This window comes from Xanthomonas sp. GPE 39 (genome assembly GCF_000963005.1).
GTDB lineage: Bacteria > Pseudomonadota > Gammaproteobacteria > Xanthomonadales > Xanthomonadaceae > Xanthomonas_A.
This window is the reverse complement of sequence record NZ_JZHZ01000007.1, coordinates 825,588-839,949: the sequence shown is the minus strand read 5'-3', so window position 1 is coordinate 839,949 and position 14,362 is coordinate 825,588. Positions and strand designations below refer to the sequence as shown.

Annotated in this window: 12 protein-coding genes; 5 read left to right on the top strand and 7 right to left on the bottom strand. The window is 65.2% G+C overall.

Annotation, left to right across the window (positions count from 1 at the left end; translation table 11 throughout):
* Positions 1-86: 86 nt before the first annotated feature.
* The 3 genes from XALGPE39_RS03640 to rluD all read right to left on the bottom strand — a co-directional run bounded on the left by XALGPE39_RS03640 (position 87) and on the right by rluD (position 2,459).
* On the bottom strand, positions 87-629 hold the full coding sequence (locus XALGPE39_RS03640) for a DUF4166 domain-containing protein (RefSeq protein WP_045727029.1): 543 nt from the start codon (positions 627-629) through the stop codon (positions 87-89).
* Entirely contained in the window at positions 614-1,387 is a 774-nt protein-coding gene (pgeF, locus tag XALGPE39_RS03635; RefSeq protein ID WP_045728930.1) for a peptidoglycan editing factor PgeF, read from the bottom strand. The genes XALGPE39_RS03640 and pgeF overlap by 16 nt, the downstream gene beginning before the upstream one ends.
* A gap of 64 nt (positions 1,388-1,451) precedes the next feature.
* Positions 1,452-2,459 carry a 23S rRNA pseudouridine(1911/1915/1917) synthase RluD gene (gene rluD / locus XALGPE39_RS03630; protein WP_045727028.1) on the bottom strand — a complete coding sequence of 336 codons (1,008 nt, stop codon included), beginning with the start codon at positions 2,457-2,459 and terminating at the stop codon, positions 1,452-1,454.
* Between the two features lie 115 nt (positions 2,460-2,574).
* Between rluD and XALGPE39_RS03625 the strand changes: the two genes are divergently transcribed.
* From XALGPE39_RS03625 to XALGPE39_RS03615, 3 genes are all read left to right on the top strand, one after another.
* Positions 2,575-3,450: an outer membrane protein assembly factor BamD gene (locus XALGPE39_RS03625; protein WP_045727027.1), complete on the top strand. Its 876-nt coding sequence runs from the start codon at positions 2,575-2,577 to the stop codon at positions 3,448-3,450.
* Positions 3,451-3,630: 180 nt separating this feature from the next.
* On the top strand, positions 3,631-4,368 hold the full coding sequence (locus tag XALGPE39_RS03620) for an ATP-binding cassette domain-containing protein (RefSeq protein ID WP_045727026.1): 738 nt from the start codon (positions 3,631-3,633) through the stop codon (positions 4,366-4,368).
* Positions 4,365-5,855 carry a glycine betaine ABC transporter substrate-binding protein gene (locus XALGPE39_RS03615; RefSeq protein ID WP_045727025.1) on the top strand — a complete coding sequence of 497 codons (1,491 nt, stop codon included), beginning with the start codon at positions 4,365-4,367 and terminating at the stop codon, positions 5,853-5,855. Before XALGPE39_RS03620 ends, XALGPE39_RS03615 begins: the two co-directional genes overlap by 4 nt.
* Positions 5,856-5,873: 18 nt before the next feature.
* Here XALGPE39_RS03615 and XALGPE39_RS03610 read toward each other — a convergent pair whose 3' ends face one another.
* Positions 5,874-7,082: an aminotransferase class V-fold PLP-dependent enzyme gene (locus tag XALGPE39_RS03610; RefSeq protein WP_045727024.1), complete on the bottom strand. Its 1,209-nt coding sequence runs from the start codon at positions 7,080-7,082 to the stop codon at positions 5,874-5,876.
* 70 nt (positions 7,083-7,152) lie between these two features.
* Between XALGPE39_RS03610 and egtB the strand changes: the two genes are divergently transcribed.
* A complete protein-coding gene (gene egtB / locus XALGPE39_RS03605) occupies positions 7,153-8,442 on the top strand; it encodes an ergothioneine biosynthesis protein EgtB (protein ID WP_045727023.1) in 1,290 nt (429 codons plus the stop codon).
* Positions 8,439-9,422, top strand: a complete 984-nt coding sequence (gene egtD / locus XALGPE39_RS03600) for an L-histidine N(alpha)-methyltransferase (protein ID WP_045727022.1) — start codon at positions 8,439-8,441, stop codon at positions 9,420-9,422. The genes egtB and egtD overlap by 4 nt, the downstream gene beginning before the upstream one ends.
* Positions 9,423-9,446: 24 nt before the next feature.
* Here the strand turns inward: egtD and XALGPE39_RS03595 are convergent, their stop codons facing one another.
* The 3 genes from XALGPE39_RS03595 to XALGPE39_RS15075 all read right to left on the bottom strand — a co-directional run bounded on the left by XALGPE39_RS03595 (position 9,447) and on the right by XALGPE39_RS15075 (position 14,359).
* Positions 9,447-11,090: an NAD+ synthase gene (locus tag XALGPE39_RS03595; RefSeq protein WP_045727021.1), complete on the bottom strand. Its 1,644-nt coding sequence runs from the start codon at positions 11,088-11,090 to the stop codon at positions 9,447-9,449.
* 419 nt (positions 11,091-11,509) lie between these two features.
* A complete protein-coding gene (locus XALGPE39_RS03590) occupies positions 11,510-11,728 on the bottom strand; it encodes a hypothetical protein (protein ID WP_045727020.1) in 219 nt (72 codons plus the stop codon).
* 135 nt (positions 11,729-11,863) lie between these two features.
* The gene (locus tag XALGPE39_RS15075) at positions 11,864-14,359 is read right to left on the bottom strand and encodes a DUF2235 domain-containing protein (RefSeq protein ID WP_082061815.1); all 2,496 of its coding nucleotides are present in this window, start codon (positions 14,357-14,359) and stop codon (positions 11,864-11,866) included.
* Between the last annotated feature and the right edge of the window lie 3 nt (positions 14,360-14,362).

The window sequence follows — 14,362 nt, the reverse complement described above, 5'->3', positions numbered from 1 at the left end:
GAGTCGGGCAAAACGCCTGTGCCGCAGACGCGGTGGCGCAGCCTCTGCACGGCGATGCAGCAAAGAGCACGCAATGCGAGCAACGCTCAGGCCGGCTCCAACCAGCCTTCGTAGCGAATGAACGGCCCAATCCACGGCAGCGCCACTTCGACCAGGAACGCATACCGGCCATCGCGTTCGTCTTCGCGACAGTGCATGCCGACCAAACAGAACTGCGGCAGCGGCACTACGCCGAACAACCAGGCGCGCGCCGCACGCCATTCGATGCCCGCCCCATCCACACGCAAGGCGAATTCAAACACCATCGCCCCCAGGCGCTCGCGCAATCGTCCATCGTGCAGCCACAACCGCGACGGCATGGCATGTGTGCCGAAGTGGCGCTCCCAGCGTTCACCATGCGCGTCGGCATGGAAGATCACATCAATGGGCGTCAGCCGTTCCGTGCGCGGCAGCCGCAGCAACCAGGCACATAGCGGCAACAGCGGATGACATCCACGCTGGACCTCGGCCTGACCGACGTAGCGCCGACGCGGCGCCGATGCATGCAGCGCACGCAGTACCGGCGGCAACTGCGCGAAAGCCGGCCCCAGCACCTGTGCGAACAGCGACGCGCTCAGTCCGCGATCCACGCCAGCGTCGCCATGCGTCCGGTACGGCCATCGCGGCGATAGGAATAAAAACGCGCCGCGTCGGCGATGGTGCACAGGCCACCGCCGTACACCTGCGCCGGGTCCAATCCGGCTACGGCCAGACGTTGCCGCGCCAGCGCATACAAATCCACGTTCCAATGTCCGGGGCGGGTGGGGACGAACGCATTGGCCGCCGCCGCATCGTGCTGCAGGAACGCCTCACGCACGTTGACGCCGACCTCATAGCGCTGCGGACCGGCCGCCGGCCCCAACCAAGCCTGCAATCGCGACGGCGGCGTGCGCAACGCCGCCACGGTCGCTTCGAGCACACCGCCAGCCAAGCCCTGCCAGCCGGCGTGCGCGGCGCCGATCTCGCGACCATCGCACGCGGCGAACACCACCGGCAGGCAATCGGCGGTCAGGATCGCCAGTACCACGCCGGGTTCGGCGGTCACTGCGGCGTCGGCACTGGGTTCGACGTCGATACCATGCGCCGTCGGTGGCTGTTCGAAACGCAGCACCTGCACGCCATGCACCTGCCGCAGCCAGTGCGGCGGCGACGGCAGCGCCAAGCCAGCCACCAATGCCTCGCGGTTGCGCTGCACGATAGCCGGATCGTCACCGTCGGCGGCGCTGCGATTGCCCAGGTTGAAGCGGTCAAACGGCGGCGACGAGGCACCGGCACCGCCGCGCAGCGTGGTGAACGCGCACACCCCAGATGGAGCCGGCCAATCAGCGCGCAAGGCGAAGTCGTTCATCGGCGCCACGCTGCGCACAGACAACCCGGCTCAGCGCCTGTGGATGCAGATCGCCGCGCCATGGTTAGCGCCGCGCCTGCTCGGCAGCCAACTGCGAATCGGCGCGCAGCACCGTCAGCAGCCGCTGTAGGTCCGCCGGCACCGCCGCCGTGACACGCACCGGCTCGCCATGCAGCGGATGCTTGAATTCCAGGATCTCGGCGTGCAGCGCCTGACGCTTGAAACCGCGCAGTTCAGCGATCAGGGCGTCGGTCGCTCCCTTGGGCAGTTTCAGCGGGCCGCCGTACAACGGATCGCCGATGATCGGGTGCTTGAGGTGAGCCATATGCACGCGGATCTGGTGCGTGCGTCCGGTCTCCAGGCGGCATTCCAGCGCCGTGTGTGCGCGGAAGCGGTCGCGCAGTCGGTAATGGGTGACCGCGTCGCGGCCATCCTCGCGCACCGCCATGCGCAGGCGGTCGCGCGGATGACGGTCGATCGGCGCGTTGGCGGTACCACCGGAAACCAGCGCTCCGACCACCACCGCCAGATACTGCCGATGCACCTGGCGCGCGGCCAGTTGCGCCACCAGCGAGGTATGCGCCTGCAGAGTCCGCGCCACCACCATGGCCCCGCTGGTGTCCTTGTCCAGGCGGTGCACGATGCCGGCGCGCGGCAACGCCGACAACCCCGGGTCGCGGTACAACAGGGCGTTGACCAGGGTACCGCTCGGATTACCCGCGCCCGGATGCACCACCAACCCGGCCGGCTTGTTCAACGCGATCACCTGATCGTCCTCGTACAGCACCTCCAGCGGAATGTCCTCCGGCAGGGCGTGGGTCTGGGTGTCCAGCACCGCGTGCAGGCTGGCGATTTCGCCACCACGCAGCGCGTCGCGCGGCCGCGCCGGGGCGCCGTCGAGCAGGGCATCGCCGGATTTGATCCATTCAGCTAGGCGCGAACGCGAGTATTCGGGAAACAATTCGGCCAGCACCGCATCGAAGCGGCGGCCGGCGGCATGGTCGGGCACGCGCGCCTGGCGCGGGCCGTCGCTGGCGGCATCCTCGGGGAAGTCCGGGGGGGTATTGGGCATTGGCGGGGGCAGGATCGGTCGGAAAATAGGGGGCGCGACGGCCGTAGTCAGTCGCAGGACAGGCCACTAGGCTATCATCGCCCCCTCGCATTCCTGCCGTGTCCCGCCCGAACTCATGATCCGACGCTCCGTCCCGCTGTCCGCGCACGTCCGTTTCATCGCCCTGCTGCTGGTCACGCTGATCGTGGCGACGGGTTGCCACCGCCACAAAAAGGACCCGGAAGAAGGAATGCCGGTGGAGCAGTTGTACCAACGGGCGCACGGACAGATGGAGAGCGGCAACTGGTCCGGTGCCGATCACAGCTTCAAGCGTCTGATCGCGCAGTACCCCTATGGCGAGTACACCGAGCAGGCGATGATCGAAAGCGCCTACGCCCAGTACAAGGCCGGCAAGCACGACGACGCGGTGTCCACCATCGACCGCTTCATCCGCACCTACCCGACCCAGCGCAACATCGCCTACATGTACTACCTGCGCGGGTTGTCCAATTCCAACCGCGATACGGTGTTCCTGCGTCGGTTGTGGTCGCTGGACCCCAGCCGCCGCGATCTGTCCACCCCGCAGCAGGCCTACGCCGATTTCAACACCGTCGCCGATCGCTACCCCAACAGCCGTTATGCCGCCGACGCGCGTCAACGCATGATCGCGCTGCGCAACGTCTTCGCGCAGCACGAACTGGACAATGCGCTGTATTACCTGCGGCGTGGCGCCTGGGTGTCGGCCACCTCGCGCGCCAACTATTTGTTGGAAACCTACCCGCAAAGCGCGTTCCAGTACGACGCGGTGGCGGTGCTGGCCGATGCCTATACCCACCTGGGCAACAAGACCCTGGCCGCCGACGCGCGCCGGGTACTGGAACTCAACGATCCAAAGCATCCCTGGCTGAGCGGTCAGTGGCCGAAGTATCCGTGGATGGTCCGCAAGCTCAATCCGTTCGCCGGCGAAAAATCCGCCGCGACCGGGCAATCCAACTCGCAGATGACGAACTGATCCACGCGGTCCGATCCATCCGCAACGCATCTACCGACAGGGGCCGCCAGGCCCCTGTCGCGTTGTGACACCACCGTGTGCGCCGCCACAGGCATGACCGTGCCACGGCAACCTTGACGCTCCTTTGCGCGAACCTGCGCAATCGGCCATGGCGCGAGCGCCAGCGGCTATGCTGCGCGAATGTTCGAACTGCATCGGGTCACCCGCCGTTACGGCGACACGCTGGCGCTGGACCGGGTCGATCTGCATATCGACACCGGCCGCACCACTGCCTTGATCGGCCCCAGCGGTGCCGGCAAGTCCAGTGTGCTGCGGATGCTGCTCGGGCTGGAATGGCCCGATAGTGGCGAGGTCCGCTTCCAGGGCGAACCCTTGCGCCGCGCCACCTTGCTGGCGCAACGCCGACGCATCGGCTATGTGATCCAGGAAGGCGGGCTGTTTCCGCACCTGAGCGCACGCGACAACGCCGCGTTGCTGGCGCGCACGCTGGGCTGGAAGCGGCCTCGGATCGAAGCGCGCCTGCACGAACTCGCCGCCCTGTGTCGTCTGCCGGAAACGCTGCTGGCACGCTATCCCGCCGAACTGTCCGGTGGCCAGCGACAGCGTGTAGGGCTGATCCGCGCGCTGCTGCTGGACCCGCCGGTGCTATTGTTGGACGAACCGTTGGGCGCACTCGACCCCATCGTGCGCCACGAGCTGCAAACGCACATGCGCGAGCTGTTCGCGCTGCTCGGCAAGACCGTCGTGCTGGTCACCCATGACGTCGCCGAAGCCGCCTACCTGGGCGATACCCTGGTGCTCATGCGCAACGGCCGCGTGCTTCAACAAGGCAGCGCACGCAGCCTGCTGGAGGCCCCAGTCGAGCCGTTCGTCAGCCAGTTCCTGCACGCGCAACGCAGCGTACTGGAGGCGCGATGACCACGCCGTGGCTGGCCCGCACCGCCCTGCTCGGCCTCCTGGTCGCACTGCTGGCGGTTCCGGTGCAGGCGACGCCGGAACCGGTCGTGGTCGGCTCCAAGAACTTCACCGAAGCCGTGATCCTGGGGGAAATCGCCGCCGACGCCGGACGCCAAGCCGGGGTGGAGGTCGAGCACCGGCGTCAACTCGGCGGTACCCGCATCCTGTGGCGCGCGCTGCAACAGGGCTCAATCGACGCTTACGCCGAATACACCGGCACCCTGGCGACGGAACTACTGCAGTTGCCCGCTGCCGACGACGCCGCGCTGCGTCGCGCGCTGGCCCGACGCGGCCTGGCGATGAGCGCGCCATTGGGCTTCGACAACACCTATGCCCTGGGCATGCGCCAGGCGCGCGCGCAAGCGTTGGGCATCGCCCGTCTTTCCGACCTCGCCGCGCATCCAACGCTGAAGTTCGGCCTGAGCAACGAATTCCTCTCGCGCGCAGACGGATGGCCCGGCATGCGCGCCGCCTACCAGTTGCCGCAGCCCCCCACCGGCCTGGACCACGACCTGGCCTACCGCGCACTGGACAGCGGCGCAATCGATCTCACCGACCTGTACAGCACCGACGCCGACATCCCCGCGCACGACCTGCGGGTGCTGCAGGACGACCGGCATTACTTCCCGCGCTATGCCGCCGTCTTCATTTACCGGCAGGACCTGGCACAACGCGCGCCACGCTTCGTACAGGCGCTGGAGAAGCTGGGCGGACGGATCGATGCGGCGGCGATGCGGCGACTCAATGCCCAGGTCAAACTGCAGCATCGCGCCGAGAGCGCGGTCGCCGCGGACTGGCTGGGGATGACCGCACCCGTGCAGGACGGACGCCTGCTGCGGCTGCTGCAACGCACCCGCGAACACCTGACCCTGGTCGGATTATCGCTATGGCTAGCGCTCTTGGTGGCGCTGCCGCTGGGCATCCTCGCCGCGTACCGCCCACGGCTGGGTCAAGCGCTGCTGGCAGTGACCGGCGTCTTGCAGACCTTGCCGTCGCTGGCGGTGTTCGTGTTCATGATCCCGCTGTTCGGCATCGGGGCGAAACCGGCAATCGCCGCGCTGTTCCTGTACAGCCTGCTGCCGATCGTGCGCAACACCCACGCCGGCCTGACCGGCATCGCCCGCGAATTGCGCGAAACTGCGGCGGCCATCGGCTTGCCAACGGGCACACGGCTATGGCGGATCGAACTGCCACTGGCCCTGCGCACCATCCTGGCAGGGATCAAGACCGCTGCGGTAATCAATGTCGGCACCGCCACGCTGGGCGCCCTGATCGGTGCCGGCGGCTACGGCCAGCCGATTCTCACCGGCATCCGCCTGGACGATCTCGGCCTGATTCTGGAGGGCGCGGTGCCGGCTGCGGCTCTGGCGCTGCTGGTGCAGGGCCTGTTCGAAGCGCTGGAACGCTGGCTGACTCCACGCGGTCTACGGCTGGCCGCGCGACGCTGAAGCCACGCCAGCTCGCACTCAGCCGCGTGCGACCTCGCCCATCTCGACAGCGAGGTCGTGCATCGTTGCAATCTCCAGGTGCAGATACGGCGCGATGCGCAAGACATCGTGGCGATGGGGACAGACCACCTGCGCACGCTGTCGCCACGGCAACAGGCGCTGCAACGCCGACGCGGGCGGTCGCAGTGCGAACACATGCGGCGCGTGCCCGGGCGCGATCCAATCGCCCAGTCCCTGCGCCGACAACGCATCTGCGAACGCCACGCTCAACTCGCCCAGCCGCTTGGCGATGCGCGCCGGCTGCCAATGCCGCACCTGCTGCATGGCCGCGTGGGCCATCGCCAGGCGCAGCGGATCGGCGACCCCTCCGGCATCGAAGCGACGCGCGCCGGCACAGTAGCGCGGTGGCACGTCGGCCGGAAAATCCCAGTCGCCACCAGGATCGCGCGCTTGCCAATGCTGCTCGAACGGCACGCCGTGCGCCCGCCAGTGCGGCGAGGCCCACAGCCAGGCCAGCCCCATCGGCCCAAGTAACCATTTATGCCCGACCGCGACGATGAAGTCCGGTCGCCACGCCGCCAGCCGCGCCGGCAGCACACCCAGGCTCTGACTCAGATCCAGCACCAGCATCGCCCCCGCCGCATGCACACGCGGCGCGATCCGGTCCAGATCCAGCAACGTGCCATCGCGCCAGTATGCGTTGGGTAACGCGGCCACACGCACACGCGGCTGTGCGTCGAGCGTCTGCAGCACCGCGGCGGTCCAGTCCTGACCCGGCGTGCGCCGCACCACCACCAGATGCGCGCCTGTCTCCACGCAGCGCTGCTGCCACACCAGCAGATTCGATGGGAACTGGCCCTCAAGCAACAACACCGCATCGCCTGCGGCCAGTGCCACCTGCCGTGCGGCGATGGCCAAACCATAGGCCGCCGATGGCACCATCGCCACGCCATCATGATCGTGTTCGAACACCGTGGCAGCGGCAAGCACACGCAATTGCTCGATCTGCGCGCGCCAATCGTCGAAAGACAAGCGCCAGGACGCAATCGAATCGGCCAGCGCCGCTTGGCCTGCGGCCAGCACGCTAGCCAAGCGCGGGCCCTTACTGGCCGTGTCCAGATAGCGCACGCCGGCCGGCAACACGAAAGCACCCGACGCTACCGGCAGATCGACCACGCACGCCGTGTGCAGATCGCCAATCTCGTTGCTGGAAGCGGCTGTAGACATCGCGCAAGCCTATCGCCAATATCCGCCACGCGTGACGGAATATTCACGGCACTGCCCCAAGACTGGGGAAATGCAAGCAACCTCTCCAGCGGCATCGGCTTCCACCACGCTCTGCGCCACCGCCCTGACGGCACGCCTGCACCATGTGCGCCAACGCAGCCGGCAACTGGCCGCACCGTTGAGCGAGGAAGACGCCATGGTGCAGAGCATGGACGACGCCAGTCCCGCCAAATGGCATCTGGCGCATACCACGTGGTTCTTCGAACGCTTCGTATTGTCGGCCGACCCCGCCTACCGCCCAGTGGACCCGCAGTGGGATTACCTTTTCAACAGCTACTACCAGAGCCTCGGTCCGGCGCACGCACGGCCGCACCGCGGCCTGTTGTCGCGCCCATCGCTGGCGCAGGTGCTGGACTATCGCAGCGAGATCGAAACGCGCGTGTTGGCACGGCTGCAGCAGGGTGCGCTCGCACCGCAGGCACTGCAAGCGCTGGAATTGGGCTTGCAGCACGAACAACAACATCAGGAATTGCTGCTGACCGATATCAAGCACGCGTTCTGGCGTAACCCGCTGGGGCCGGCATACCGTTCGGATTTGCATATCCAGCGCGCACCTGCCACCAGCTTGCGCTGGGTCCAGCGCGACGAGCAGATCTGCATGATCGGCGCCCCGGCTTGGCCGGCGCATGCGGACTTCGCCTACGACAACGAGTCGCCGCAGCACCGCGTGCTGGTGCCGGCGCACGCGCTGGCCAGTCGTCCGGCCAGCAACGCCGAGTACGCCGAATTCATCGCCGACGGTGGCTATCGCAGCATCGGCCTGTGGCTCAACGACGGCTGGGCGCGGCGCGCCGCCGAGGACTGGCAGCGGCCGCTGTACTGGCACGCCGACGGCGTGCGCGAGTTCACCCTGGGCGGCTGGCGCGAGCGCGATCCGCATGCACCGGTATGCCACCTGAGTCTGTTCGAGGCCGATGCCTACGCACGCTGGGCCGGCGCACGCCTGCCGACCGAGATGGAGTGGGAACAGGCCGCCACCGGCATCGCCATTGCTGGCAACTTCGCCGATGCCGATGCACTGCATCCACAACCATCGACGCCGACGGAAACTGGGCTGCAACAGTTGTTCGGCGATGTGTGGGAGTGGACCGGCAGTGCTTATCTGCCGTATCCGGGGTTTCGCCCGTGGTCGGGCGCGTTGGGCGAATACAACGGCAAGTTCATGAACGCGCAATGGGTGTTGCGTGGCGGTAGCTGCGCCACGCCGCACGACCACATCCGCGCCAGCTACCGCAATTTCTTCCCCTCCGATGCGCGGTGGCAGTTCGCCGGCGTGCGCCTGGCCAAGGACCCCGCATGAATGCCGCAACCGCCCGTGCCCTGACCGAAGCTGCATTGACCGACCTGCATCCACAGCCGGACGATATCCTCGCCGATGCAATCGATGGATTATCGCGTAGCCCCAAACACTTGCCGTCCAAGTATTTCTACGACGCCGAGGGCTCGCGTCTGTTTGAAGCGATCACGCATCAGCCCGAGTATTACCTGACCCGTACCGAGTTGAGCCTGCTGGAAGCACATATGCCATCGATTGCGCAGGCCGTGGGTATCGGCGCGCATGTGGTGGAACTGGGCAGCGGCAGCGGACGCAAAACACAACTGCTGCTGGACGGCCTACGCATGCCGGTGGCCTATACCCCAATCGAAATGGCGCGCGACATCCTGATGTCCAGCACCACGCGCCTGACCGAATGCTTCCCGCACATCCAAATGCTGCCGGTGTGCGCCGACTTCACCGCACCGGTTCCGCTGCCGCAGCCACAACGCGACGCACGCCGCACGCTGGTGTTCTTCCCCGGCTCGACGCTGGGTAACTTCACCCGCGAGGACGGCATCGCACTGCTGCGCTCGATACGCACGACCATGCGCGAGCACGGCTGCGCGCTGATCGGTATCGACCTGATCAAGGAACCAGCAGCACTGGAAGCAGCCTATAACGATGCCGCTGGCGTCACCGTCGCATTCACCTTGAACCTGCTGCGCCGCCTCAACCGCGAAATCGGCAGCGACTTCGACCTGGAGCAATTCCGCCACCGCGCGGTGTACGCACCTGCAGAGCAGCGCATCGAAACCTTCCTGGTCAGCCAATGCGCGCAGCAGGTGCATGTGGGCGGACATCGCTTCGACTTCGCCGCCGGAGAAGCGATGCAGGTGGAATACAGCCACAAATATACCGACCACAGCTTCGGTGCGATGGCCGCCGAAGCCGGCATGCGCGTCAGCCATGGCTGGAACGCGCAGGACGATGCATTCGGATTACGTCTGCTGCAAGCGCTGTGAGGCGAATAGATACACCACGTGCGGCTAGGCGTGGTAGCCGTTGCTGATCGGGTAGCGGCGTTCGCGCCCGAAGGCGCGGCGCGAAACCTTCGGGCCCGGCGCAGCCTGATGACGCTTCCACTCGGTGATGCGCACCAGCCGTATCACCTGATCGACCACCTCCGCCGCATAGCCGGCGGCGACGATCTCATCGCGCGATGCTTCCTGATCGACGTAGCGATACAGGATACCGTCGAGCACGTCGTAGGGCGGCAGCGAATCCTGGTCGGTCTGGTTGGCGCGCAGTTCCGCCGACGGTGCCCGCGCGATCACCGCTGGCGGAATCACCGCCGTTGCAGCGAGCGTATTACGCCACGTCGCCAGGGCGAATACCTCGGTCTTGTACAGATCCTTCAGCGGCGCGTAGCCGCCGCACATATCGCCATAGATGGTGGCGTAGCCGACCGCGTACTCGCTCTTGTTGCCGGTGGTCAGCAGCAAGCCGCCGAACTTGTTCGCCAACGCCATCAGGATCAACCCACGGCTGCGCGATTGCAGATTCTCTTCGGTAACGTCGGGTTGAGTGCCTTCGAATAACGGACCGAGCGCCTGCAACACGCCTTCGAACGCCGGCTCGATCGCCACCGTCTCCAACCGTACCCCCAGCGTGCGGCATTGCTCGGCGGCCAGGTCGTTGGATAAATCGGCGGTATAACGCGAGGGCAAGCGCACGGCCGCGACATTCTCCGCACCCAGCGCGTCCACCGCCATCGCCAGCACCAGCGCCGAGTCGATCCCGCCGGACAATCCCAGCCAGACCTTGGAAAAACCGTTCTTGCGACAATAATCTCGCAGCCCACGCACCACTGCGCGCCAGGCCAGCGCTTCCATGCACTCCTCATCGGCACCGTCGCGATTCCAGTGCAAAGGCGCGAAGCGACGTTTACCAGGGTCGTAATCGACGACCAACCATTGGTCGGTAAACGCAGCGGCGGCCGGATGCACCGTGCCGTCGCCGTCGGCCACCACCGAGGCGCCATCGAACACCAGCGCATCCTGACCACCAACCACGTTGAGATACGCCAACGCCGCACCGCTTTCACCGCTGCGCTCGGCCAGCAACGCATCGCGCTGCGCGTGCTTGCCACGCTCGTAGGGCGAGGCATTGGGCACCAACACAAGTTCGGCACCGGCACGCACGGTCGCGGCCAACGGCTCGGGGAACCACAGATCCTCGCAGATCACCAATCCCACCGGCGTGCCCTTGAGGTCGAACACGCAGTGTTCACCATCCGGATCCACATCGAAATAACGGCGCTCGTCGAACACCGCGTAGTTGGGCAATTCGCGCTTGCGGTAGGTAGCGGCGATACGCCCGTCGCGCAGCACGCTAGCGGCGTTATACACCACGCTGCCGACGCTTTGCGGCCAGCCGACCACCGCGACGATGCCATGCACGCGCGCGGCGATACGTTGTACGGCCTGTTCGCAATCAGCGAGAAACCCAGGGCGCAACAGCAGATCTTCCGGGGGATAGCCACTTATTGCCAATTCCGGGAACAGCACGATGTCGGCGCCATGCGTATCGCGCGCCTGCTCGATTAGCGCCAGGATCCGGTCGGTGTTCTGGGTCACGGCACCAACCGGAAAATCGAACTGGGCCATGGCGAGGCGGAGGGAAGAAGACATTGACAACCTTGCAGTTTGGAAGGGAGGCCGGGCAGCGGTCGTCCCATAAATGGTCATGCAAGTCTAGCGAGGATCAGGTGCATCAGCAGCCTGTTAAACCCGAGCCTGCCTCCAACCACTGACAACACGCCCTCTCATACCGGCTTTAGGCGTTGGCAAAAATCGATAGGCTGACCCAGCTTGCGCGTGCGATTGCAGCGGGAAGTCTGCCTGCCGCCCTGAATACAAGCTTGCAGCGTCGATGATGCTGAGATTGCGCTGCCGCCGTTTCAGTCCTCACCTTGATGGCGTTGCGCATAGAACTCTGCCGCCGCCTCGATCAGGTACGTATAACGCTTCAGCATCCCCTGCCAGGCCAGGGCTTGCGCTTGGTGTTCGACGGGTAGATCCGGCGGGATCTCGCTGACCTCATCGATCAGTTATGGGACTTCGTGATTCCACCAACGCAGCATCAGGTCCGGTCGCGGATGCGTGCGAATCAAGGACTCCAGCAACGACTGCATCGCCACCAACTGCCGCACCGTGCGAATGAGCTGACCTTCCAGAAAATGCGTGCGCTGCTGTTGCTCGGCCAGCGCTTTTTCCAGTACCTCCAGCCGCTGGTTGAGGTGAGCGTGGCCTCGGCCGAAAATTCTCATGCGATGACACTTCGACAAGCGCAAGCCGGGACAACTGCGGCACTCTCAGCAATCGCTTTCAAAAAGCATGAGCCTTGATTGAGAACGCGCCGTCTGCGTGTATCGCGTGCGGTGGCGATCATGCCATCGGTCTGGCTATCGGCCATACGAGTGCTGGTATAGCTGTTGTTGCTGTTGCTGCCGCATGGCCGTTAACTCCGCTTCGCGTGTCTGCTGCTGGGTCTGCACCTGCTGGATCGTGGACTGCACCGATGGCGCAGGTTCGCGCAGGTCCAGCATGAAGTGGTTATAAGGGACATCGAGATTGCGGCCATAGAGCTTATCGCCCTTGACCACGAAATCGTTTTTCCCTCCTGTGTTCATTCCTTGGAGCGCCATCTTGCCGACGAGCTGGTGCATGCGTTCCTCGGACACCGAGATGCCCCTGCCCTCCATGGTGGTTTTGGTCTGTGCGTAGAGCGCGTGCAGCGGGGAATTGGGGCTGCTGTAGGGTTCCAGCGCCTTGGGCGCGGCCTGCTGCTGCACAGGGGGCTGGTCACGTTGAGATTGGTTCGGGCGCTCGGCGAAGACATCGGTCGAATGGGAGGGCGCAGGCTTAGCTTGATCGGCCAAATATCGGTCGGTGGCAAGGTCCTGTGTCTTCTGCCGCGCGGCGAATTGGGCATGTGTTTGCAGTGCTTCGAGCGTGCCTGGGTCGGCGATACCGGTCGGCTCGCGGCCAGCCCAACGCTGGAAGTTTTCCACCGCCTGTTGGGTGCGGGGGCCGTAGTCCTTGTCGTCCTGGATGGCCTTGCCATCGTGGTCGGTGGCACCGATGGTCTGCAAGTGTTGTTGCAAGGACTGCACGGCGACGCTGCGGTCGCCAGGCTCCAGGGGATGTGCCGTCATCAGCGGGAGCTGTGGTGCGTGCGCCACTGGCGGGGTATGCAACATCGCCTCGCTAGCCTGACGCTGTTCGTGTTGATGCGAACGGGTGTCTTGGCTGTGGCGCTGGTCGTGTTCGTGTTCGTGTTGCTGTGCATCCATGGCTTGGCGGTGCAACTGCGCGTGTTGCTGCGCAAGCTGATGTTGCTGCTCGCTCACTGCCTGCGCTTGCTGTTCCTGCTGCTTTAATTGCGCGATCCGCGCCTGTTCCTGCATGTCCACGCTGGCTGGTTTTTGCGGAGCCAATGCGTTGTCATGTGACGTCGGCGCATGTGTCTGCGAATGCGCTTGCGCGAGTTGCGGCGCCTGTTGTATGCGTTCGTGGTGCTGTTGGGCGGCGTGGCCTTCCTGCATCGACGTGTGCCTGTCCATGGACAGCGACGGTGTGGAAGCAGCAGAGGATGAAGAGGAGGAGGACGTGTTCGCGTTTGTCGATGTGCTGTGGGTGGACGCTACGCCCGGCACATGCGGCGTTACGCCCTGTTGCAAATACGCCGGCAACGGCGGTGCCGCTAACGCATGCGGATGCGGTCCCTCCCGAAAGAACGCCGGCAGCGCCGGATCGGTGCGCTCGGGCGACACCGCCACCGGGCGCAAGGGCAAGTGCGCGCGCAACCCGGCATCTAAGGATTGCGCATCGTTTGGGGCCTGGGTCATGCCCGTGCCATCCAGGTTATGCACATGCACGCGATGCCCGAGCGTCGTCGCCATGCCGGTGGTGTAATAGGATTCGTGCTGTTCGGAGCGGTGGATGACGTTCATTTCCGGCGCGCTGGGCACAGTGCGCGGTTGCAGGAACGGTTTATCGCTGAGGCTGTTGACATAATCGGTCAACAGATTGCCGTTACGCACGGACAAACCATTGAGTCGGTAGGAACCGCCGATATCCGAATGCGCGCCGGGATGGGTCAGATTGAGAAAGCGTCCGTCGTGGGAATGGCCGGGATGCAGGATGTCCTTGGCGGGGAAAGCATCGCGGCGCTCGTCGCGGGCGCTGAGCTGCAAACCCGACACCACCGAAGGCGGCAAGCGCACGTCGTGGAAATTCATGTCGCCGGTAGCGACCGGGTCCAGCAAGCCGACGGTCTGCGCGGTGCGGCCGGGTGGCACGAGGGGCGGATGCGTGGGGGTGAGTTTGAGGATTTCGCCGTGTGGCCCCTGTTCGATGTTCATGCCGACTGGGCTCTGGATGCCGCGCTCGTGAACCATGCGGGTGAACATGGCCGCAGTGACCGCGCCACGACTGAAGCCGGTGGACACAATGCTGATTTCGACTTGCGGATCTTGGTCGCGCCATTGTTTAGCTTGACGGATGAACTCCAAGTACATCTTTTCCATCCGTGGGCCGTAGCTATAGCCCAGGGCACCGTCGGCAATGCGGCTCAAGGCATCATCCTGGGTGCCTACGCCGGGGACGTAATAGCCCCTGATGTTGTTGATGCCCTTCGAGCGTGCCAAGTCCAGTTGATCGCTCAATATGCCGATATTGGTGATGTGCTGAGGATCCTTGTACTTGTCGTTGCCAGTGCCATCGAAGCAAGCCACGAACAAACGGGTATGTGGGTTTTGTTGGCTGACCAGTAGTGGCGCTTGGAACTGCGCCAGCGCATGGCGACTGTGTGCATATGCCGCCAAGTCTTGCGCCGTCACCGGATACGTTTCCACCTCATCCGGCCATGTCTTTGCATCGGTATGCTCGTTGCTCATTAC